This window comes from Polaribacter sp. KT25b (genome assembly GCF_900105145.1).
Classification (GTDB): domain Bacteria; phylum Bacteroidota; class Bacteroidia; order Flavobacteriales; family Flavobacteriaceae; genus Polaribacter.
On the sequence record NZ_LT629752.1, the window covers coordinates 350,480 to 372,965 of the forward strand.

20 protein-coding genes and 1 tRNA gene are annotated in these 22,486 nt (G+C 28.7%); 6 read left to right on the forward strand and 15 right to left on the reverse strand.

The window, feature by feature from the left end; all coding sequences use genetic code 11:
• Positions 1-42: 42 nt before the first annotated feature.
• Positions 43-312 carry a 30S ribosomal protein S15 gene (gene rpsO, locus BLT70_RS01370; RefSeq protein WP_091890513.1) on the reverse strand — a complete coding sequence of 90 codons (270 nt, stop codon included), beginning with the start codon at positions 310-312 and terminating at the stop codon, positions 43-45.
• Between the two features lie 802 nt (positions 313-1,114).
• Between rpsO and BLT70_RS01375 the strand changes: the two genes are divergently transcribed.
• On the forward strand, positions 1,115-1,402 hold the full coding sequence (locus BLT70_RS01375) for a bacteriocin fulvocin C-related protein (protein WP_091890516.1): 288 nt from the start codon (positions 1,115-1,117) through the stop codon (positions 1,400-1,402).
• Between the two features lie 152 nt (positions 1,403-1,554).
• The gene (locus BLT70_RS01380; RefSeq protein WP_157691816.1) at positions 1,555-2,223 is read left to right on the forward strand and encodes a TlpA disulfide reductase family protein; all 669 of its coding nucleotides are present in this window, start codon (positions 1,555-1,557) and stop codon (positions 2,221-2,223) included.
• 31 nt (positions 2,224-2,254) lie between these two features.
• Here BLT70_RS01380 and accD read toward each other — a convergent pair whose 3' ends face one another.
• The 3 genes from accD to BLT70_RS01395 all read right to left on the reverse strand — a co-directional run bounded on the left by accD (position 2,255) and on the right by BLT70_RS01395 (position 6,996).
• On the reverse strand, positions 2,255-3,115 hold the full coding sequence (gene accD / locus BLT70_RS01385) for an acetyl-CoA carboxylase, carboxyltransferase subunit beta (protein WP_091890521.1): 861 nt from the start codon (positions 3,113-3,115) through the stop codon (positions 2,255-2,257).
• Between the two features lie 195 nt (positions 3,116-3,310).
• Positions 3,311-4,378, reverse strand: a complete 1,068-nt coding sequence (gene fbaA, locus BLT70_RS01390; protein ID WP_091890525.1) for a class II fructose-bisphosphate aldolase — start codon at positions 4,376-4,378, stop codon at positions 3,311-3,313.
• A 116-nt stretch (positions 4,379-4,494) separates the two neighbouring features.
• Positions 4,495-6,996, reverse strand: coding sequence for a BamA/TamA family outer membrane protein (locus tag BLT70_RS01395; protein WP_091890528.1), 2,502 nt, complete (start codon positions 6,994-6,996; stop codon positions 4,495-4,497).
• 69 nt (positions 6,997-7,065) lie between these two features.
• Here BLT70_RS01395 and BLT70_RS01400 point away from each other — a divergent pair, with 69 nt between their 5' ends.
• Positions 7,066-7,797 carry an RNA methyltransferase gene (locus tag BLT70_RS01400; protein WP_091890531.1) on the forward strand — a complete coding sequence of 244 codons (732 nt, stop codon included), beginning with the start codon at positions 7,066-7,068 and terminating at the stop codon, positions 7,795-7,797.
• A gap of 68 nt (positions 7,798-7,865) precedes the next feature.
• Here BLT70_RS01400 and BLT70_RS01405 read toward each other — a convergent pair whose 3' ends face one another.
• The 5 genes from BLT70_RS01405 to BLT70_RS01425 form a co-directional block, all read right to left on the reverse strand.
• Entirely contained in the window at positions 7,866-8,564 is a 699-nt protein-coding gene (locus BLT70_RS01405; protein ID WP_091890533.1) for a porin family protein, read from the reverse strand.
• A 2-nt stretch (positions 8,565-8,566) separates the two neighbouring features.
• On the reverse strand, positions 8,567-9,298 hold the full coding sequence (gene ubiE / locus BLT70_RS01410) for a bifunctional demethylmenaquinone methyltransferase/2-methoxy-6-polyprenyl-1,4-benzoquinol methylase UbiE (protein ID WP_091890536.1): 732 nt from the start codon (positions 9,296-9,298) through the stop codon (positions 8,567-8,569).
• Positions 9,299-9,346: 48 nt separating this feature from the next.
• Complete coding sequence (locus BLT70_RS01415) at positions 9,347-10,252, reverse strand: NifU family protein (RefSeq protein WP_091890539.1); 906 nt, start codon at positions 10,250-10,252, stop codon at positions 9,347-9,349.
• A gap of 105 nt (positions 10,253-10,357) precedes the next feature.
• Complete coding sequence (locus BLT70_RS01420) at positions 10,358-11,740, reverse strand: OmpP1/FadL family transporter (RefSeq protein WP_091890542.1); 1,383 nt, start codon at positions 11,738-11,740, stop codon at positions 10,358-10,360.
• Between the two features lie 32 nt (positions 11,741-11,772).
• Positions 11,773-12,789, reverse strand: a complete 1,017-nt coding sequence (locus tag BLT70_RS01425) for a hypothetical protein (RefSeq protein WP_157691817.1) — start codon at positions 12,787-12,789, stop codon at positions 11,773-11,775.
• 158 nt (positions 12,790-12,947) lie between these two features.
• Here BLT70_RS01425 and proS point away from each other — a divergent pair, with 158 nt between their 5' ends.
• From proS to rpsT, 3 genes are all read left to right on the forward strand, one after another.
• On the forward strand, positions 12,948-14,426 hold the full coding sequence (proS, locus tag BLT70_RS01430; protein WP_091890547.1) for a proline--tRNA ligase: 1,479 nt from the start codon (positions 12,948-12,950) through the stop codon (positions 14,424-14,426).
• A gap of 95 nt (positions 14,427-14,521) precedes the next feature.
• A tRNA-Glu gene (locus tag BLT70_RS01435) sits at positions 14,522-14,593 on the forward strand.
• Positions 14,594-14,630: 37 nt separating this feature from the next.
• Complete coding sequence (gene rpsT, locus BLT70_RS01440) at positions 14,631-14,882, forward strand: 30S ribosomal protein S20 (protein WP_091890550.1); 252 nt, start codon at positions 14,631-14,633, stop codon at positions 14,880-14,882.
• A gap of 231 nt (positions 14,883-15,113) precedes the next feature.
• Here rpsT and rodA read toward each other — a convergent pair whose 3' ends face one another.
• The 6 genes from rodA to purH form a co-directional block, all read right to left on the reverse strand.
• The gene (rodA, locus tag BLT70_RS01445) at positions 15,114-16,394 is read right to left on the reverse strand and encodes a rod shape-determining protein RodA (protein WP_091890553.1); all 1,281 of its coding nucleotides are present in this window, start codon (positions 16,392-16,394) and stop codon (positions 15,114-15,116) included.
• Positions 16,375-18,267 (reverse strand): penicillin-binding protein 2, encoded by a 1,893-nt coding sequence (gene mrdA / locus BLT70_RS01450; protein ID WP_091890556.1) that lies wholly within the window; start codon positions 18,265-18,267, stop codon positions 16,375-16,377. The genes rodA and mrdA overlap by 20 nt, the downstream gene beginning before the upstream one ends.
• Complete coding sequence (gene mreD, locus BLT70_RS01455) at positions 18,267-18,770, reverse strand: rod shape-determining protein MreD (protein WP_091890559.1); 504 nt, start codon at positions 18,768-18,770, stop codon at positions 18,267-18,269. Before mreD ends, mrdA begins: the two co-directional genes overlap by 1 nt.
• Positions 18,763-19,533: a rod shape-determining protein MreC gene (mreC, locus tag BLT70_RS01460; protein WP_368086341.1), complete on the reverse strand. Its 771-nt coding sequence runs from the start codon at positions 19,531-19,533 to the stop codon at positions 18,763-18,765. Before mreC ends, mreD begins: the two co-directional genes overlap by 8 nt.
• A 72-nt stretch (positions 19,534-19,605) precedes the next feature.
• Positions 19,606-20,634 carry a rod shape-determining protein gene (locus BLT70_RS01465; protein WP_091890565.1) on the reverse strand — a complete coding sequence of 343 codons (1,029 nt, stop codon included), beginning with the start codon at positions 20,632-20,634 and terminating at the stop codon, positions 19,606-19,608.
• A 76-nt stretch (positions 20,635-20,710) separates the two neighbouring features.
• A complete protein-coding gene (purH, locus tag BLT70_RS01470) occupies positions 20,711-22,237 on the reverse strand; it encodes a bifunctional phosphoribosylaminoimidazolecarboxamide formyltransferase/IMP cyclohydrolase (protein ID WP_091890568.1) in 1,527 nt (508 codons plus the stop codon).
• Between the last annotated feature and the right edge of the window lie 249 nt (positions 22,238-22,486).

Consider the following 22,486-nt stretch of genomic DNA (forward strand, 5'->3'; position numbering starts at 1 on the left):
ATAAAAAAGAGGCACGTTTATAGAGCCTCTTTTTTTTGAGAATTATTTTCTAATTCCTAATTCTTGAATAATTGCACGATATCTAGTAATATCAGACTTTTTAAGATAATCTAATAAACTTCTACGTTTACCAACTAACATTACTAATGAACGTTCAGTGTTAAAATCTTTACGATTTCTTTTTAAATGCTCTGTTAAGTGGTTAATTCTGTGTGTGAATAACGCAATTTGACCTTCTGAAGTACCAGTATCGTTTTTACCTTTACCGTGTTTTTCGAAGATGCTTTCTTTTACTTCTTTTGTTAAGTACATGCCAATATTATTTAAATGATTTTTATGTATTTCAATGCGCTTTACATTGAAGCTGCAAATATATAATTAATTTCTTACATACCTGTTGTGCATTTTGATGAAATTCTGTCAGTTCGAGTGAATTTTACGATTGAAATGAGTAAAATTTGTATCGAGAATAAGAATTTTAGCTTTTAATTAGTTCTCGATACAATTTTTCGTTCCTCAAAATCACTCGAACTGACAGTTTTGGATATTTTTAGTCCAAAATGCACAACGAGTTCTTACATAAATGAAAATATGAATTGAGAAATAAAAATAACTTTATATAACTATCTCCTTAAATATTAGTAAGTTATTATTATTATTATTGCCATGAAGGTTTTTATAAATGCTATGAACACTTTGTAAATTTTCAAACCAATAAATATTATTAACTTTAAATTAAATTATTATGAAAAAAGTAAACTTTTTTTTGTGCATTTATCTGTACGATTATTTTAGCTACAATTTTAAATAGTTGTAGTGAAACTAGTTATCATGAGTTCTCTCATGATTCTAAAATAGAGTCTTGGGTTCAAGAAAATAAAAAAGAAATTATCAACTATGATTGGGGGAAATTAACTACTTTTTCAGAAAAAGAACAAAAAGCAATATTGTGGGCTTTATCTCCAAAAAAAGGAAAAGATTTATGGCAAGAAAAAGTTAATCATATTTTAACTCTTGATTTGCCAAAAGTAGAAATGGGTACTTAAAATGGTTTGCAGGAATCTTTAAAGAAATAAAACACTAAGAAACAACGCCTGAATATTTGAATGTGAAAATGAAAAATAAGACGTTAGAAGCTAAGGAGAAGTTTGGATGGAGTGATAAATTTATTCATGATTTATTCTTCGCAACTGACAATGTGGTTTTGAAATCAAAAGTACCTTCAATTCAGAATAATTCAAAACGTATTATAGATCAAAATCCACCAGATACTTGCGATTGTAAATTTGATTGGGGTTGTGGAGTTGTAAGTGGTAATTGTTTAAGTAATGAAGGTTGTAAACTTAATAATGGTGATTGTGGTTTTTTTGGAAATGATGATTGTAATGGTAGTTGTGCTTAATTAAAAATAAAATGAAGAAATTCTTTATTTACAGTATAGGTGTTGTGTTATTTTATCTTATTGTAAGATTTTTATTGAATGGACATGAGTTTATTTTTTCTGTTTTCATGATTTCTTCTTTTATTTTCAGTTTTTTCATTGAAAAAAAAGAGATGATTTATTCAATGTCACTTTTAACTTTAATATGGGGAATTCATTTTTTTAGAGAAAGTTCAATAATAGTTAATATTATTATCTATTTTATCTTTACTCCATTAACTTTCTATTTAGGATATTATTTAAAAAATAAACATGTTTTTTATAAAATAATATACCCAGTTTTTTTAGTTTTAATTGGTGTTTACGGTTTTACTAATTTATGGTATTATACTACAAATTTTAACTCAAGAGTAAATTATAATTCACCAATAATGAATTTTCATAATAATGAGGTAAGAATTGATACAATTAAAAATGAAGTTATTGTTTTAGATTATTGGACCACAAGTTGTGGTGTATGTTTTAAAAAATTTCCGGAATTCGAAAAGTTATATTTAAAATATAAAGAGAATCCAAATGTAAAATTATATGCTGTTAATATACCTATTAAAAGAGATACTTTTGGATCTGCAAAAAAAATGATTGAAAAATATAATTATCAATTTCCTGTTTTGTATTCAGACTCAGATACTATTCCTAAACAACTTGGATTTAATAAGTATCCTCATTTAATAATTTTAAAGAATGGGAAAGTAAGATATAATGGATACCCTGCTTTAGGAGAAGATAATCTTTTTGTTAACTCCTTAGATGATGAAATAGAATTATTGCTAAAAGAATAGAAAAAAGCCAGCAGTCGCTGGCTTCTTTTTATTAAGATCTAATTGGTAAATTCTGAATTAAATCAATATATAAATTTACTTGTTTTTTTAGTTCTTTTCTTTCATAAATTGCATCTAAGAAGCCGTGTTCTAGAACAAATTCAGATTTTTGAAACCCTTCTGGTAAATCTTTTCCTGTGGTATCTTTTACAACTCTTGGTCCTGCAAAGGCAATTAATGCATTAGGTTCTGCAATATTTATATCACCTAACATTGCGTAAGAAGCAGTTGTACCACCAGTAGTAGGATCGGTGCACAAAGAAATATATGGAATTTTAACTTCTGCTAATTGTGCTAATTTTGCTGATGTTTTTACCAATTGCATTAAAGAAAGTGATGCTTCCATCATTCTTGCTCCTCCAGATTTAGAAATCATTAAAAAAGGAATCTTGTTTTTGATAGAATAATCGATAGCTCTTGCAATTTTTTCTCCAACAACAGAACCCATAGAGCCACCAATAAAAGCAAAATCCATAGCTGCAATTACTAAATCTTTTCCTAAAGATTTACCAACTGCTGTTCTAACAGCATCTTTTAATTTGGTTTTTTCTTGTACAGATTTTAATCTATCTGGATATTTTTTAGTGTCTTCAAACTTTAATGGATCTTTAGAGGTTAGATTTGCATCTAATTCTTCAAATTTATTGTCATCAAAAAACAGCTCGAAATATTCTTTACTACCAATTCTTACATGATATCCATCTTCTGGACTAACATATAAGTTTTTTTTTAGCTCTTCGGTATCAATAATTTTTCCACTAGGAGTTTTGTACCAAAGCCCTTTTGGAGTATCTTTTTTTTCTTCTGTAGGAGTCTGAATTCCTTTGTCTTTACGTTTAAACCAAGCAGTCATAGTTAGTTTATTTTATTGTTGATGTTTAATTTTTGTCTTCTAAAAAATAAAGAAACCAATTTACAAATGTAAAAGATTTTTATGAACTATAAATTTTCTTTAATAGATTCTTTTTATAAGCCTCTTTTTTAAGCATAAAAAAAAGCATTTTGAAATATTTCAAAATGCTTTTTATAAATTTTAGAATTTAAAATTTTATAATGTATCTATATTATTTAAATCTTCAAATGCTTTTTTCAAACGTGTTTTAAAAGTTAATTCACCTTCACGTAACCATTTTCTTGGATCATAATATTTTTTATTTGGTTGGTCTGCTCCATCAGGATTACCAATTTGAGTAGCTAAATAAGCTGCTTTTCCTTGCATGTAATCTCTAATTCCTTCTGTAAAAGCAAACTGTAAATCAGTATCAATATTCATTTTGATAACTCCATAACCAATAGCTTCTCTAATTTCTTCTACTGTAGAACCAGATCCTCCGTGAAATACAAAATCGATATGATTTTCTTCAACACCATATTTTTTAGTAATAAAATCTTGAGAATTTCTTAAAATTTTTGGTGTTAATTTTACATTTCCTGGTTTATAAACTCCATGAACATTACCAAATGCTGCTGCAATTGTAAATTGAGGAGAAACTTTTAATAACTCTTCGTATGCATAAGCAACTTCTTCTGGTTGTGTGTATAATTTAGAATCATCTACATCAGAGTTATCTACACCGTCTTCTTCACCACCGGTAATACCTAATTCGATTTCTAAAGTCATACCCATTTTAGCCATTCTAGCTAAATAAGTTTTACAAATTTCGATGTTTTCTTCAATTGGCTCTTCAGATAAATCTATCATATGAGAACTATAAAGAGGTTTACCAGTTTCTGCAAAATGTTTTTCTGATGCGTCTAATAAACCGTCAATCCAAGGTAATAATTTTTTAGCACAATGATCTGTGTGTAAAATTACAGGAACTCCGTAAGCTACTGCTAATTCATGAATGTGTTTTGCACCTGCAATACCACCAGCGATAGCTGCTTTTTCACCTTCATTAGATAATCCTTTACCTGCATTAAATTGCGCTCCACCATTCGAAAATTGAATGATTACGGGTGCATTTAAATCTCTTGCAGTTTCTAAAACACCATTTATAGTGTCAGAACCTATAACATTTACTGCTGGTAAAGCAAAACCTTTTTCTTTTGCTAATTTAAAAATTGCTTGAACTTCTTTTCCTGTTGCTACTCCAGGTTTTATATTATGACTCATCTTTTATTTTTTTTATGGATATTTTATATGTCAAAAGTACTAAAAAATAGTAGTTTAAGTGGCTAGAAATCTAAGAAAATAACGAAAACGTTATAGAGTTTTAGTACTGTTTTTTATTAGAAAGGATAGTTGATTCCTATATTATAAACGGCATTAGAGAAATTATAATTTCTAAACCATTTATTACTTTCTAAATAAGGTTCATAGGTTTTAAAACCAATATCTAAACGCACAATTAAAAAGCTAAAATCTAATCTTGCGCCAAAACCAGAACCAACTGCAATGTCTTTTACAGAATCAAAACCAGTAAGTTTAGAATCATCATCTACAAGGCTAGAACCAGAAATATCCCAAATATTTCCAGCATCAACAAATAAAGCACCTTTTAATCTACTAAAAACATCAAACCTGTATTCTAAACTAGATAAAAATTTAAAACTACCAACATTGTATTCTAAGCCTGTATTTCTACTTCCTGGACCTAATTCGTATGTTTGCCAAGCTCTAATATCATTCGATCCACCAGCAAAATAACTTTTAGTAAAAGGAATATCAGAATTATCATAGGTAACTATTGCTCCTAAAAAGGTTCTTAGTCCAAAAACTGAACTATTACCTAAATCCCAGAATTTTTTATACTCAATATCCGTTTTAAAATATTGTGCCAACGGAATGTTTAAAAATGTTTTTTTGTCATGAATATTTGTCTTATCAGACAGTAAGCCTAAAACGTTTCCAGAGTTTGCAACTCTAATTTTAAAAAAAGAAAAATCGCTGTCTTTAAAATTTGTTTGATTATTGTAAGTATATGAAAACGCTAATACGGGAATTAAAAAATCTGAGGTAATTATATTATATCTATTTAATATGTTAGTTGCTGTGTTGTATTCATCAGGATTTGATGTTTTAAAACTACTGTCGTTTGTAACAGCATTCATGAATTTTACAGATTCTATAGACTGTGATTCATCCGTAGGAAGAGGGTAATTACTTGTGTTTTTTACATTGTCGTAGACTTCTGCTACTTCGTCTAAATTTTCAAATTCAGAGCTATAGATGTCAAAGAAACTACCAATATTTAAATTTTTTACATATTGAGTATTTAAGACTTCTAATTGTATGGTTTTCTTATAATTAAATTGCCACTTATAATCAGTTAAAAAAGAAAACGTTTGCCTGTCTAAACCAATATTTTTTTGCAAACTTGAACCAATAGAAAATAATGTTCTTGGCGACATTTCTTTGGGTACTAATTTATTTAATCCAAAAGGAGCTACGAGTCTTGGTATTTCTAAAGAAACATCTGCACCAAATTCCCAACCAGGACCATTATTAGAATTAAACCAAGAACCCAAAAGAGACATTTTTAGCAGCTCAGCACCTTTAAAAGTGTTTCTATTGGTAATAGAAAATTTTGCTGATGTTCCAATATTTCTAATATTAGAGTGTGTTAATTCTGTTTCTAAACCTAAAGTAAATTTTTCTAAAGGCGCTAAACGGATTTCCATTATTAACTCATCATCTGTATCTGGAACTGAAGAATAAATAATGTTTGTGGATTTAAAATTCTTTAAAGATTTTAAATGTGTTCTTGTTAAGTTGCTTAATGTGTCTTTGTAAACTTCGTTTGGTTTTAAGAAAATAGACTGTGCTAAATATTTTGGATTATACCTTAGCTTATCGTATGATAAAAATTTAATTCCCTTATAGAGAACTGTGTCTTTTATGGGTTCTCCTTTTTTTGTAAAAGAATAATCTGTTTTTACATTTACTTCTTTTATAGTATGAACCTTATATGGTTTTTCGATATAGTTATCGTTTTCTTCAATTAGTCTATCAGCAGAAATTAATAATTCTACGTTTGTTTTATGATCTGTTCTGCTTGAATCTACATAAAAACCTAATGCAGATTCTGTAAAATGATAAATTCCATTATTTCTAAAAAGCTTAACAATATTTTCTGATTCATGTCTAAAAGTTTCATCTTTATATTGATCGCCGTTTTTTAACAGCGTTTCTAAACCAGAAGTTTTATAAATAGAATCTAAAACTGGCGAAGCTATTTTAAAATTAATAGTATCTAAAATTGTAGGTTCTCCTTTTGTAATATAATATGCAACCGAAGCTTTTTTACTGATAGAATCTTTATTAATTTTAGAAGTTACTTTCGAATTAAAATATCCTTGAGTTTTATAATAAGCCCACAAATTATCTGCCGTTCTGCTTATTTTAACGTCGTTAATTATTTCTGGTTCATCATAATCTAAAAACCAATTATTTAGATTTATAAACCAATTTGCGTAGGCAATACTTTGTTTTTCAGAAAAAATACTTTTAACAGTTTTGTAAGATTTTGGGTTTTTCTTAGCCCATTTTGTAGGTGTTTTTGGTATGTTATGATCTCCCATATTATGAAGATATAAACCTATAGGAAGCCCTAAAAAACGAGAATTTGGTTTTTGTAATATGTATTTTTGTAATTCTGCACCTTTTATTTTTACGCTATCTAAAAAAATATAATTTTCATTTAACATGTGTTCTCCTTCGATAACGTGTTTTGTAGAATTACACGAAATTAAAAAGACAATTAATAAAAAATAAAACGATATTTTTTTCATTATTTTAGCGCTGCAAAGAAAATCAAAAATAGTATTTTTCAACGGTTAATTTCTACTTACACACAATTAATGAGCATTTCAAAAAATCAACTTAAAACTATAACAAGTTTATCTCAAAAAAAGTATAGACAAAAATATAAATTATTTATTGCTGAAGGTGTTAAAGTTGTAAATGAATTGCTAAATTCTTCTTTTAAAATTGATACGCTATTTGCTACTGATGATTTTAAAACTGATATTTCATCAGATAAAATAATTAGAATTTCTGATAAAGAATTACAAAAAATCAGCAATTTAAAAACGCCAAATAAAGTATTAGGATTATTTATGATTCCTGATGAAAAACCACTTCAAAAAAACGGATTATCGATTGCTTTAGATGCTATAAATGATCCTGGTAATTTAGGTACAATTATTCGTTTGTGCGATTGGTTTGGTGTTACTCAATTACTTTGTTCTAGAGAAACTGTAGATTGTTACAATCAAAAAGTTGTACAAGCAAGTATGGGGTCTTTAACTAGAATTTCTATTAAATATGTTGATTTAAAAATGTATTTAATAGAGACCAAATTGCCAATTTTTATTGCTGATATGGATGGTGAAAATGTTTATAAATCAACATTACCAAAAGAAGCAATTTTAGTTATGGGTAACGAAGCAAATGGGGTTTCTGATGAATTAAAAACACTTATTAAAAACAAAATTTCTATTCCAAGATTTGGAGAAACTCAAGAAACTGAAAGTTTAAATGTTGCTACTGCAACTGCTATTTTATTGAGCGAATTTAAGCGTAGTTATTAAATAAGGTTTTAGTTGAAGTATTTTTCAATTTTTAAAACTTCAAAACTTTTTTAGTTTGTAACTATTTTTTACTCAAAAGCAAAAGTTAGAAAAACACCACGAGTTCCCATGTAGTTTATCGGAGCTGTCCATTGACTGTCTGGGTCATCATCATATTTTATCTCATTATTAATGGCAAAAATTCCACGTATTGAAGGTGAAAACTTAAAGTAATACAGATAAATGTCAATTCCTAGTCCAACTTCGTACATAAAATTATGAGTTGTCATTCTAAATTGTCCAGAAGAATTATCATCTTGATTATTTTCATTACTAGAAAAATTGTAATTATAAGAAATACCACCTAATATATACGGGCGAATATTTTTATATCTGTCTGTGCTAAATTTAAAAATTACAGGAACATGTAAATAAGTTGATCCAATTTCTCTAACGCTGTCTTGTTTTGTGTCTAAATGATTAAAGTAAATATTTTTAGAATTACTTACTAAACCTGGTTCTAAACGTAGATTTAGGTTTTTGTGTAAACGTAAATCTGCAATTAAACCTACATTAAAACCCGAGGTAGGTTCAACTGTAATATCTGCATCGTCAAAAATACTATTTCTTAAATTTAGTTTAAAATCATTCTGATTTAAACCAAGGTAAAAACCATAATGTATTTTTTTTTCATCAAACGTTGGTATATTTTCTACACGTTCTCTTTGTGCGTAAAATGCATTAGAAATCATTAGAAAAACACCAAAAAGTAATACTTTTTTATTCATTTTTATTTGCTTGCGGTATAAATTGTAGCAACTCCAAAAGTTACAGGTTTATGCTTTGTATTTGTAAACCCATTTTTTTGTAAAATATTGTTGAAAGCTTCTCCAAAAGGAAAAGAATTTGCAGATTCTGATAAATATGAATAAGCAACTTTGTCTTTAGAGAATAATTTACCAATAATTGGAAGAATATAATTTGTATAAAATTTATACCCTTGTTTAAAAGGAAATTTTGTTGGGTTTGAAGTTTCTAAAATAACTAAAACTCCAGTAGGTTTTAAAACTCGTGCAATTTCTGTAATTCCTTTGTTTAAATGTGCAAAATTACGAACACCAAAAGAAACCGTAATAGCGTCAAAAGTATTGTCATCAAAAGGCATTTCTTCAGAATCGCCAACAATCATTTCTATTTTTTCTGATAAATTTACTTTTGCAATTTTTCGTTTTCCAACCTCAAGCATTCCTGCAGAAATGTCTAAACCAACAATTTTATCAGGATTTAAAGAAGCCATCATTAGTGCTAAATCTCCAGTACCTGTAGCGATATCTAAAATTTGTTTCGGATTGTTTTTACCAACAATTTCCACTACTTTTTTACGCCATTTTACATCAATTCCTAAAGAAATAACTCTGTTTAAGCCATCGTAATTTTCAGAAATATTATCGAACATTTGTGTAACCTGTTCTTTTTTACCTAGTTGAGAATCTTTGTATGGATTTATTTTTTCTGCTGACATTTTTTAGGCTTTAAGCTAAAATTTTTACTTTTCTTCAAATTTCTTTTTCTAACCATTTAAGGCAATAACTTCACTAATTTGATTTGGTAACATTTCCATTAACAAGGATTCTATTCCGTTTTTTAAAGTTGCAGTAGATGAAGGGCAACCACTACAAGCGCCTTGTAAAACAACACTTACAACTTTGGTTTCTTCATTATAAGAACGAAAAGCAATATTTCCTCCATCACCAGCAACAGCAGGTTTTATGTATTCGTCTAAAATATCAGAAATCTGTGCAGAAATTCCTTCAAGTGCTACAATTGGAGTTTCTATAGCTGTATTGTTTTCTGTATTTTGTTTCGGAATTTCTTTAATAATTATCTTTCCATCTACTAAATATTCACGAATAAAAGTTCTTACTTCAGCAAAAACCTCTTTCCATTCTACCATGTCATATTTTGTAATAGAAATATAATTATCAGAAATAAAAACTTCTTTTACAAAAGGAAAGTTGAATATTGCTTGAGCTAAAGGCGATGATTTGCTTGCTTCATCAATGTTTTTATATTCAACATCTGTTTGTGTTAATGCTTTGTTTGTTCCAAATTTCATTACTGCAGGATTTGGTGTAACTTCTGCATAAACTTCAATCGCTTCTTTTTTGGTTGATGAAGTTTTTTCGTTTACAACAATATTTCCGTCTGCAATATAAGCTTCTATTTGTTCTGCAACTTCTTCTTGAACATCAATCCATTCTACAATGTCATAACGTTGAATTGCAATGAAATTAGCAGTTATAAATATCTTTTTTACGAAAGGTAAATAAAATAATTCTTGTGCTAAAGGAGAGTTTTTAGCTTCATCAATATTAGAAAATTCATAACTACCACCATTTATTAAAATTGTTGTACTATTAAATTTTAATATGGTGTTATTTGTAGTTTCTTGTATGGTAATTTTTGTCTCTTGCATTGTCTTAAAATAAGTTGCGAAATTACGGCAAAAAACTGAAATGCAATAAAAAAGACCTTGGATGTTTTTAGAAATCCAAGGTCTTTTTTATTAATTCGATTTAGTTTATAAAGCCAAAGTAAGCGTTGTTGTAAATATTTTGTTGTTTAAATCTAAGTTCGTTGGGTTTACATTAAAGCCTTGGTAAAAGTTGTAAACCGATGTTTTGTTGTTGTCTGTAAAAGAAAAGTCTAATTTAAAATTGCCAAAGTTGTAACCAGCACCTAGAGAATAACCTTCTAAATTATCAGAATCTATAGCAGATTTATCTGGGTTTTGTTCAAACATATAACCACCTCTTATGCTAAATCTATCAAAACGCCATTCTGTACCTAAGTTAAAGTTGTTTGTATTTCTGTAATTATCCTGAAATGATTGGTTTTCTGCAGAAAAATCTGCTCCAGAAAGGTTAATGCTTTTGTAGTTTTTATTAGTATAATCTAAACTTAATAATCCGTTTTTACCAAAAATAATAGCAGCACTTGCAGTTAATTTACTTGGGGTTTTTAATTTATAAATTAATGATTGAAAAGGGTAGTAGCCACCAGCAGTGTTATCATATATTAAATTGTCTTCGCTTACAGTAATTTCTGTATCACCAAAAAAGCCATCATTATCTATAATGTTAGTTTCCTCTTGAAGTTCTGTAAACCAAGTTGGAGTTTGGTAGGATAACCCAAATCTAAAATTTTGATTTGCTTTGTAAATAAAACCTATATTCATAGAAAAACCAGAGCCTGCAGTAAAATTTTCTTGATATAAATTTGCATCTAACTCATTACCATTTACATCGCTATTAAACTCTGTTAGAGTAGATCTTTGACTAAAATTAAGATCATAAAAATTTAAACTTGCTCCTAAATGTAGTTTATTTTGATGTACAGAAGAAAAACCAATGTTTATTTCGCTTAATTCTCCCGTATAAGTATTGTTAAAACGTTGCCCATCTGCAATATCATAAACAAGAGCTGGGGTGTTAGTGTCTAAAGGGTATTCAGAAAAAGTAGTAATATTACTATTACCTTCTGATAGAAAGCTATCTGCAAAATCTTTGGTAATTTTATAGTTAACACCAATTGCAAACTTACTCCAATCTTTACTATAAGCACTATCAAAAACTAAAACGGCACCTGCATTAGATAGGTTTATAAATTGATCTTGAGTTGTTCTAGAATTACCATAATATGTCGAAGTAATATTAGAATTTCTTGAATTAAATGTTCCAGAAAATTCACTATTATTAAAAACAGATAAACCTGCAGGATTTACATTAATTGAAGATATGTCACCTCCTAAAGCTCCAAATGCACCGCTCATTGCTGTAAAACGCGCCGAACCATTATTGTCATTTTGAGAAAACATAATTCCTAAACCTTCATAGCCTAAAGATTGAGAATTAGACACAAATATTGTCGCGAACAAAGCCGCTATTGTAAAAAATCTTTTCATTTTATTGGATTTTTCTTTAAAGTTTTTATTTTTTAATTTCCTCTTCTTCTACTAGAAGATGAACTGCTAGAACTTCTACTTGATGATGAACTTCTTCCTCTATTACTACTTGTAGAAGTTGATCTTCTCATTGTTGAAGAACTATTATTTGAACTTGAAGTAGTAGTTCTTCTTGTTGTAGTTCCGCTTCGTGTAGAAGAAGTGTTGTTTCTACTAGTAGATGTTCTTCTTGTTGGTGTTGTACTTCTTTTAATTGTTGAAGAACTTCGTGAAGTAGAAGTGCTTCTTCTAGTTGGACTTACTGTGTTAGAACTTCTTCTTGATGTGTTTGATGAAGATCTAGTATTTGAAGTATTAGTTCTTCTGCTTACAGAGTTAGAATATCTAGTATTAGAACTTACACCTCTTCTGTTGTAAGAATTGTTAGTAACTCTTCTGCCGTAAGTATTGTTTCTATTTACACCATAATAATTTCCAGGTCTATAGTAGTGAAAATTATTGTAATAACCTATATTCCAATTGTAGCCCCCATAAAAAGGGTTGTAAAAATTATTGTAATTCCAGTAATTGTTATTCCATATTCCCCAATTTCTATATCTCCAATTATTATATCCCCAACCATTGTATAAGCTATAATTATTATAGCCATAATAGTCGTACCAATATGGGTCATTAATTAAATTTACTTGAACAACAACATTGTCATCATATCCCCAAGGTTCATTTGCATCATAACTTAAAGTTTCATCAATAGCTTCATCATCATACCTGTTATTTGAATTATAAGAATCTACATCAGTAAAAAAATCATCATCTTGAATGTTTTCTAGTTCTATTAACCTTTTTGTAAAGTAATTGTCTTCATAATCATTATGTTTTTTTTCCTCTAAAACAACTACTTGTTCTTTTTCTCTTGTAACATTATTATCACCATAAATACCATCGTTATTGTACACACTTCGATAAGTACCACAAGAAACTAGAAGTAAATTTGCAGTAATAAATAGAACAATATGTTTTAAGTTTAAGCCTTTATAATGTGTATCCATAATATTGGTATTTAAGTGAGTCTTTTTAAAATAACGAATTTTTGCTTTTAAAAACACTAAATTATAGTAATTTTGTAACGTTTTTGAAAATAAATTATTATTATTTTAACAAAAAATTCACTTTAAAGATAACAATATTTGTGCCAAAGTAAATATTTATGAGCAAGAAGTTAACAAAAAGAACAGAAGATTATTCTAAATGGTATAATGAATTAGTTGTAAAAGCTGATTTAGCAGAAAACTCTGCAGTTAGAGGATGTATGGTTATAAAACCTTACGGATATGCAATTTGGGAAAAAATGCAAGCTGAATTAGATAGAATGTTTAAAGAAACTGGGCATGAAAATGCTTATTTCCCTCTTTTTGTTCCTAAAAGTTTGTTTGAAGCTGAGGAAAAAAATGCCGAAGGTTTTGCAAAAGAATGTGCCGTTGTAACTCATTATCGTTTACAAAATGATCCTGATAATCTAGGTAAATTAAGAGTAGATCCAGAAGCTAAGTTAGAAGAAGAATTGGTGGTTAGACCAACATCAGAAGCAATTATATGGAATACTTATAAAGGATGGATTCAATCTTATAGAGATTTACCTTTATTGATAAATCAGTGGGCAAATGTTGTTCGATGGGAAATGCGCACACGTTTGTTTTTAAGAACAGCAGAGTTTTTATGGCAAGAAGGTCATACAGCACATGCTAGTAAAAGTGAAGCTTTATTTGAAGCAAAACAAATGCAAGATGTATATGCAGAATTTGCAGAAAACTTTATGGCTATGCCTGTAGTTAAAGGTGCAAAATCTGAAAGTGAGCGTTTTGCAGGTGCAGACGAAACGTATACAATTGAAGCTTTAATGCAAGATGGAAAAGCATTACAAGCAGGAACAAGTCATTTTTTAGGTCAGAATTTTGCAAAAGCATTTGATGTAAAATATACATCAAAAGAAGGAAAACAAGAATATGTTTGGGCAACTTCTTGGGGAGTTTCTACGCGTTTAATTGGTGGGTTAATTATGACACATTCAGATGATCTTGGATTGGTTTTGCCTCCCAAATTAGCACCAATTCAAGTTGCAATTATTCCCATTTATAAAAATGATGAGCAATTGGATGCTATATCGGAAAAAGTAAATGAAATTGTAAAAGAATTACGGAAAAGAGGAATTTCTGTTAAATATGATAATAGAGATACATATAGACCTGGAGCAAAGTTTGCAGAATACGAATTAAAAGGTGTTCCTGTTAGAATGGCTATTGGTAGTCGTGATTTAGAAAATAATACGGTAGAAATTGCAAGAAGAGATACTCTAGACAAACAAACGGTTTCGCAAGATGATGTTGTAACTTATATTGATAATTTATTAGTAGAAATTCAACATAATTTATTTAATAAAGCAATCGAATTTAGAAAAGAACACACCACAGAGGTTACAACTTTTGTTGAATTTAAAAAAGCAATAAAAAATAAAGGTGGTTTTGTTTCTGCACATTGGGATGGAACAATAGAAACAGAAGAAAGAATTAAAGAGTATACTAAAGCTACAATTAGGTGTATTCCTAACGATTCTAAAGAAGAAATAGGTGTTTGTGTATTAACAGGGAAACCTTCTAAAAGAAGAGTGCTTTTTGCTAAATCTTATTAATTTTAAAAAAAAAGTAATTTTTTTTAAAAAAAGATTGCACAACTCAAAAAACGTTGTATATTTGCACCCGCAATTGAGAAGTATTTAATTGTTATGGTCCGTTCGTCTAGGGGTTAGGACGCATGGTTTTCATCCATGTAACACGGGTTCGATTCCCGTACGGACTACAAAGTTTTAATATAAAAAACTAATAAATTAAGAATTATGGCAAATCATAAGTCAGCTTTAAAGAGAATTAGAAGTAACGAGGCTAAAAGGTTACTTAATAAATATCAGCATAAAAGTACACGTAATGCTTTAAGAGATTTACGTGCTATTGAAGATAAAACAGAAGCGCAAGGTAAATTAGGTAATGTTATTTCTATGTTAGATAAATTAGCTAAAAGAAATATTATTCATAAGAATAAAGCTGCTAATTTAAAATCTAAATTAACAAAACACGTTGCTGCATTGTAATTTTTAAAACTTTTTACAAAAAAAATAAAAAACGCTCTGAATTGTATTCAGAGCGTTTTTTAATATGCAATATATTTTTTAATAATTATCGCTTAAATCTAAAAGTTGTGGGATTTTTAGAATTGTACATAAATATTAGTTAGAAGAATTAATAGGGATTCTATATTTCTAAGAGTTTAGAAATATTTCTATCTATTGTGTTATGTGCGATATTTATTTAAAACCACTGTTTTACCAATCGTAATTCTTGTGAGCGTCTAATCTAATAAAGATAAAAAGTAAGATTGTAAAGCCCCATAGTGAAGACCCTCCATAGCTAAAGAACGGTAAAGGAATTCCAACAGTTGGTAATAAGCCTATAACCATTCCAATGTTTACAATTACGTGAAAGAATAGAATAGATGCTAAACTGTAGCCGTATATTCTTCCGAATTTATTCGTGTGTGTTTCGGCTAAATAAATAATTCTATACATCATTAACATAAATAGAATAATAACAAAGCTACTACCAATAAAACCCCATTCTTCACCAACGGTACTAAAAATGTAATCTGTATGTTGTTCTGGTACAAAGTCTCCTTTGGTTATGTCTCCTTCTAAATAACCTTTTCCAAACCATCCGCCAGAACTAATTGTTAATTCTGATTGGTAAGAATTATAACCGATATTAGTGTTATCAACCTTCATGCCTAGTAAAACCTCAAAACGATCTCTATGATGTTGTTTAAATATATTATTGTATGTAAATTCTGTTCCAAAAATAAACAACGCAACAAAAAGATAGAAAGCTAATATTTTATACCAATTAAATCGAAAGAATCTTTTTCCGCCTCTATAAATTGTGTAAGCTACTATGAATGAAATGATGATAAAAAGAGAGACGAACATTTTACTTGCTCCAAAAAATATTGTGAGTACAAATAAGGCTATAACTGTTGTTCCTAATAAAATATAATTAAGGGTTAAACCTTCTCTATTTAGTACAAAAAAGAATGATAAATAGATAAGTGCAGAACCAGCATCTGGTTGTAAAGTGATTAAAAAAGCAGGAAAAAAAACGATGATAAAAGCTTTTATCTGATTTTTAACCAACTTAAAATTGTATTGTCTGTCACTTAATAATTTAGCAACGGCTAAAGCTGTAAATGCTTTTACAAATTCTGATGGCTGTAAACTCATTGCGCCAAAATTAAACCAAGATTTGGCTCCGTTTATTTCTTTACCAAAAGGAAACAATAAAATTAGAGAAAGGATTGAGATTAAATATAAAACACTCGCAAATTTTTCGTAAAATTTAGAATTAAAGAAAAGAATTGTGATTATTAATGGAACGCTTAATCCAATCCATAAAATTTGTTTACCATATTTTGTAGAAAAATCTAAAATTTGGTTGTTTTCTTCAGTTTTTGAAGCTGCAAAAATATTTAACCAACCAAAACCAATTAGAACGATGTATAGGACAACTAAAATCCAATCTATACCTGCAAAAATATTATTCTTTTCCTGACGCAATTTGTTTCGGTTTTGGAATTTGTTTATCGTAAACTGCTTGCAAACTCATATTTAACATATTTTGTTCTCTATATTTATTTGCATCAGAAATACTACCATTTAAATATTTTTCTATCATTAAACTTGTAATTGGTGCAGCAATTGTAGATCCAAAACCTCCATTTTCTACAAAAACAGCAATCGCAATTTTAGGATTATCTTTTGGGGCAAATGCAACTAAAATAGAATGATCTTCTGCTTGGACTTTAACACCATCAACCATTTTTATAGAGTTTTCTGATGTTCCAGTTTTTCCACAAATTTCAATTCCCTTAACTTGGCTCCATCTTCCAGTTCCGGTTTTAAAAACTTCGTGCATAGCTTCAATTACAGGTGTAAAATGCTCTTTATTGATAGTTGTTTGTTTTTTAATCGTAAAATTAGGATTCTTAATTGTTTTTTTATTTATTTTTTTAACGATATGTGGCGTGTAAAAGAAACCTCTGTTTGCAATAGCTGCTGTAAAATTTGCTAATTGAATAGGAGTTGTTAAAACTTCTCCTTGACCAATTGCGTTAGATATCGTAGTAGATGCTCCCCATGCATATTTGTATCTAGAATTATAATAATTTGCATCAGGAATTAATCCTTTTTGTCCCGCAGGTAAATCATAACCTAAGTAATTACCAAGTCCAAAGCTACTTATATGTCTGTTCCAATTGTCTAAACCTTGTTTAGGTTCGTTGTTTTTTTCAATAATTTTTTTATAAGTATTAGAAAAATAACTGTTGCAAGATCTTGCGATAGCAGTTTTTAGATGTATTGGAGAATTGAAAATTCCGCAATGGCATTTCATAAATGCACTAGCTCTACTTCCATATCTATATCCACCAAAACATCTAAAAGTAGTATTATTGTTAATAACATTTTCTTGTAAGCCAATTAAAGCATTCATAATCTTAAAAGGAGATCCAGGCGGATAAGCAGCTAGTAATCCTCTGTCATAAGTTGGTTTTTCAGGATTATTAGGATCCATTAAACTGGTAGAATTTATAGAGCGTTTTCTGCCAACCAACATGTTTGGGTCGTAAGAAGGAGAGGTTACTAAAGCCAATATTTCTCCAGATGAAGGTTCTATGGCAACAATTCCTCCACGTTTTCCATTCATTAATTTTTGAGCAAATAATTGTAGATCAATATCTAATGTTAATGTTAAATCTTTTCCATTTTCTGGAAGTGTGTCATAAATACCTTCCTTATAAGAACCTGTAACTTTATTAAAACGGTTTCTGTGTAAATATTTTTTACCTTTTCTTCCTCTTAAAATATCTTCATATTGTTTTTCTACACCATCTTTTCCTTCTAATTCTCCAGATTGATAGTAATCACTTTTTTTAGCTTTTTCTTCATTAACTTCGCCAATATACCCGAGTACATTTGCAGCTGCATTTATTGGATAATTTCTAATAATTCTTTTTTGAATATAAAAGCCATTGTATTTGTGCATTTTTTCTTGTAAAAAAGCGAAATCTTCTTTTGCTAATTGTTTTAAAAAAACGGATGGTAAATAAGAGGCATAGTGTTTAGCTCTTTGAAATCTTTTTAAAAAATCATCTTTATCAATTTTTAAAAGATTACAAAATTCTAATGTATCTAAAGGTTCAACTTGATTTGGTTGCACCATAACATCATAAGAAAGTTGATTTGCAACTAATAGTTTACCGTTTCTATCATATATATAACCTCGTTCTGGGTAATCATATTCGATTTTTACAGCAGCATTATGTATTGGATCATAAGTATCTTTATTTAATATTTGCAATTGAAACAGTCTTCCAATAAATACAAACCCTACAAGGGTTATTAAAAAATACAATAAAAAGCTTCTTTTCATTATTTGCTTTTGGTAAAAATATAGGTTCCTAAAAAGTATAAGGTCAACGTAAAAATACTAGAAAAAATAGTGTTTAAAATTACGGTAGATAAATTTTGAAAACTAAAATTAGCAAAAGAAAAGTATATAAGGTGATGAATTACTGTTAAAGTTACCACATAATTAAAAACCTTACCAAAAGATTCTGAATTTAGGTTGAAAAAAGAATAATCTGTTTCAGTTTTTCTAAAATAAACTCTCACAAAAAACAATCTTATATAAGCAATAAATAAAATTGAAAAAGCATGAATTCCTCCAGAATCAGAAAAGAAATCAACAAAGAGACCTAATAAAAAACTATAAAAAAGAAATGGTATTCTATTATTTTTTAAAGGATATAAAAAAACAAAAGTAATATATATATAAGGGTTTATATATCCTAAAAATAAAATATTATTTAGCACAAAAACCTGCAATAAAAGCAGAGAGAAAAAAAGAGAGACCATTTTAAATGGGTTATTCATTTTGTGCTTCTAATGTGTTAATTTCTAATTTGTTAAAATTTTTAATAACTTGTACATAACCTAAATTACTCATGTCGTTAAAAAGTGTAACATTCACTTTGTTGTCTGCAGAATTTCCTTTATTGATTGATGAAATTGTACCAATTAAAATTCCTTCAGGAAAAATGGTAGATTTACCACCAGTTTCTATTGTGTCTCCAATTTTTAAAGGTGCTTGTCTTGGTATATCAGAAAGCTGAACAATGTTGTAATCTTCACCATTCCAACCTAAAGTTCCAAAATAATAGCTATTCTTTAAACGAGCATTAATTTTACTATTTCTATTTAAAATAGATTGTACTCTTGCATAATTTTTAGAATTGTTATCAGTAATACCAATAATTCCTCTGCTATTAATTACTGCCATTTCTTTTTCTATTCCTTGATTTTCACCTTTATCAATCGTTAAGAAATTGAATGATTTAGAATAGTTATTATTGATGATTTTTGCAGTTGTAAATGTAAATTTTTGTTGATACTTGGTAGAATCTATTACAGTTGAATCTTTAATTAAGCTAACAGAAATCTTTTTTTCTAAAAGATTTTTTAAACGAGTATTTTCTTCAGCTAAAAGTTTATTTTCTGATTTTAAGCTCCAATATTCAGAAATACTAGAGGTTTTAGAATACAAGCCACCCGTAACAGAATTTGCAGAATTTACAAATTTGCTTTTGTGAAAGTCAAGATTATTAAACGTTAAAGTAAGTGCAATAAGTTCTAGCAATAAAAAAAATAGAAAATATTTAAACTTCCGAAAAAAATAGATAAGTTGTTGCATTGTTAGAACTTAAAAATGCTAATTCATTAACACGTTTTTATACTTTTTAAGTTCTTTTAAAGCAATTCCTGTTCCACGAACAACAGCTCTTAATGGGTCTTCTGTAACATAAACAGGTAAATCTGTTTTACGAGATAAACGTTTGTCTAAACCTCTTAACATAGAGCCTCCACCGGCTAAATAAATTCCTGTATTATAAATATCTGCTGCTAATTCTGGCGGAGTTTTAGATAAGGTTTCCATAACAGCATCTTCAATTCTTAAAATAGATTTATCTAATGCTTTAGCAATTTCTCTATAAGAAACTTGTACTTGTTTAGGTTTACCGCTTAGTAAATCTCTACCTTGAACTAACATTTCATCTGGCGGAGTGTCTAAATCTTCTGTAGCAGCACCAATTGTAATTTTTATTTTTTCTGCAGTTGTTTCTCCAACATGTAAATTATGTTGGGTACGCATATAATACATAATATCGTTTGTAAACAAATCACCAGCAACTTTTACAGATTGATCGCAAACAATACCACCTAAAGCAATAACCGCAATTTCAGTTGTCCCTCCACCTATGTCAATAATCATGTTTCCTTTTGGTTCCATAATATCAATGCCAACACCAATTGCAGCAGCCATTGGTTCGTAAATTAAATAAATTTCTTTAGCATTCATGTGTTTTGCAGAATCTCTTACAGCTCGTTTTTCAACTTCTGTGATTCCCGAAGGAATACAAATTACCATTCTTAATGCTGGTGGAAATAATTTCTTTTTAATTGATGGAATTTTCTTAACAAATTCCTTAATCATTTCTTCTGATGCTTGGAAATCTGCAATAACTCCGTCTTTTAATGGGCGTATTGTTTTTATATTTTCATGGGTTTTTCCTTGCATTAAATTTGCTTCTTGACCAATTGCAATAATTTTGCCAGTTGTTCTATCTCTAGCAACAATAGAAGGACTGTCAATAACCACCTTTCCATTGTGAATTATTAATGTATTTGCTGTCCCTAAATCGATAGCAATATCTTCAGTCATAAAATCGAAAAAACCCATAAAATATTTTCTTGTTTTGTTCTTAATGTGTTCTTACAAATTTAGTGAAATTAATCTGTAATTAACATTAAATTAATTAATGTTTAAAATGTCTTGTTCCCGTCATAACCATAGATATATTGTTGTTATTACAGTAATCTATACTTAATTTATCTTTTATAGATCCTCCTGGTTGAATAACACTTTTTATACCAGCATTACCTGCAATTTCTACACAATCAGGAAACGGAAAAAATGCATCACTAGCCATAACAGCTCCGTTTAAGTCAAAACCAAAATTATTTGCTTTTTCAATAGCTTGTGTTAAAGCGTCAACTCTACTAGTTTGCCCAGTTCCACTTGCTAATAATTGATTGTTTTTTGTAAAAACAATTGTATTAGATTTTGTATGCTTACAAATTTTAGAAGCAAATAATAAATCTTTTATTTCGCTTTCAGAAGGTTTTGTATTTGTAACGTAAGTTAAGTCTTTTAAAGTGTCTGTAATAGCATCTTTATCTTGAACTAATAAACCATTTAAGGCTGTTCTAACATTTTGAGTTGGTAATTCTGTAGTTTTTTGAATTAAGATAACTCTATTTTTCTTTCCTTTTAAAGTTGATAAAGCTTCATCAGAATAACTTGGTGCAATTACAACTTCGCAAAAAAGTTTATGAATTTCTTCAGCAGTTTCAAGGTCAATTTCTTTGTTAGCAATTAAAACGCCACCAAAAGCAGAAACAGGATCGCCAGCTAATGCATCTAAATAAGCTTGCTTAATTGTGTTTCTTTGTGCAAATCCACAAGCATTATTGTGTTTTAAAACTGCAAAAGTTGGGTCTTCGCCAATAAATTCGTTCATTAAATTTACAGCAGCATCAACATCTAATAGGTTGTTGTAACTTAATTCTTTACCATGTAATTTATCAAACATTGCATCTAAATCGCCAAAGAAATATCCTTTTTGATGAGGGTTTTCTCCATAACGTAAAGTTTTAGAATTTTGTTCGCTTGCTTTAAAAACTACTTCATTTTCATTAAAATAATTGAAAATTGCAGTATCATAATGAGAAGAAATGTTAAAAGATTTTGCAGCAAATTTCTTTCTTTGTTCAATAGAAGTTTTTCCGTTGTTTTCTGATAGAATTGATAAAAATTCTTCATATTGATCCATAGAAGAAACTGTAAAAGTATCTTTAAAGTTTTTTGCGGATGCTCTAATTAAAGAAATACCACCAATGTCAATTTTTTCTACGATATCTTGTTCAGGTGCTCCAGAAGCAACTGTTTTTTCAAACGGATATAAATCAACAATTACTAAATCTATTTGCGGAATATTATATTCTGCTAATTCGGCAATATCACTTTCGTTGTCTTGTCTGTTTAAAATACCACCAAAAACTTTTGGATGTAAAGTTTTAACTCTTCCGCCTAAAATTGAAGGGTAAGAAGTTATCTCGTCAACAGGAATTACATTGATTCCTAGTTCTTTAATAAATTTTTCGGTTCCTCCTGTAGAGTAAATAGTTACATTTAATTCGTCTAATTTTTTTACAATTGGTGCTAAACCATCTTTGTGAAAAACTGAAATTAATGCAGATTTAATTGTTTTTGAAGTGCTCATTTTGTGTTGTCTTGTTAAGCATGCAAATCTACACAAACATTGAGTGAGTCGCAATAAAAAGATAGTAACAAATTAAGGTAAGTAATCAACAATAATTTTAAGTAAAATCTATATTTTCTCTAAATAAAGGATGTTCTATTCTGCATTATCTAGAAAATTTCTAAACCAATCTCTAAATTGATATAGAATAGATTCAAATTTTGAATTGTAGTTAGTTTCTGAATTTCTGGAGGAAAATGTAGAGTATAG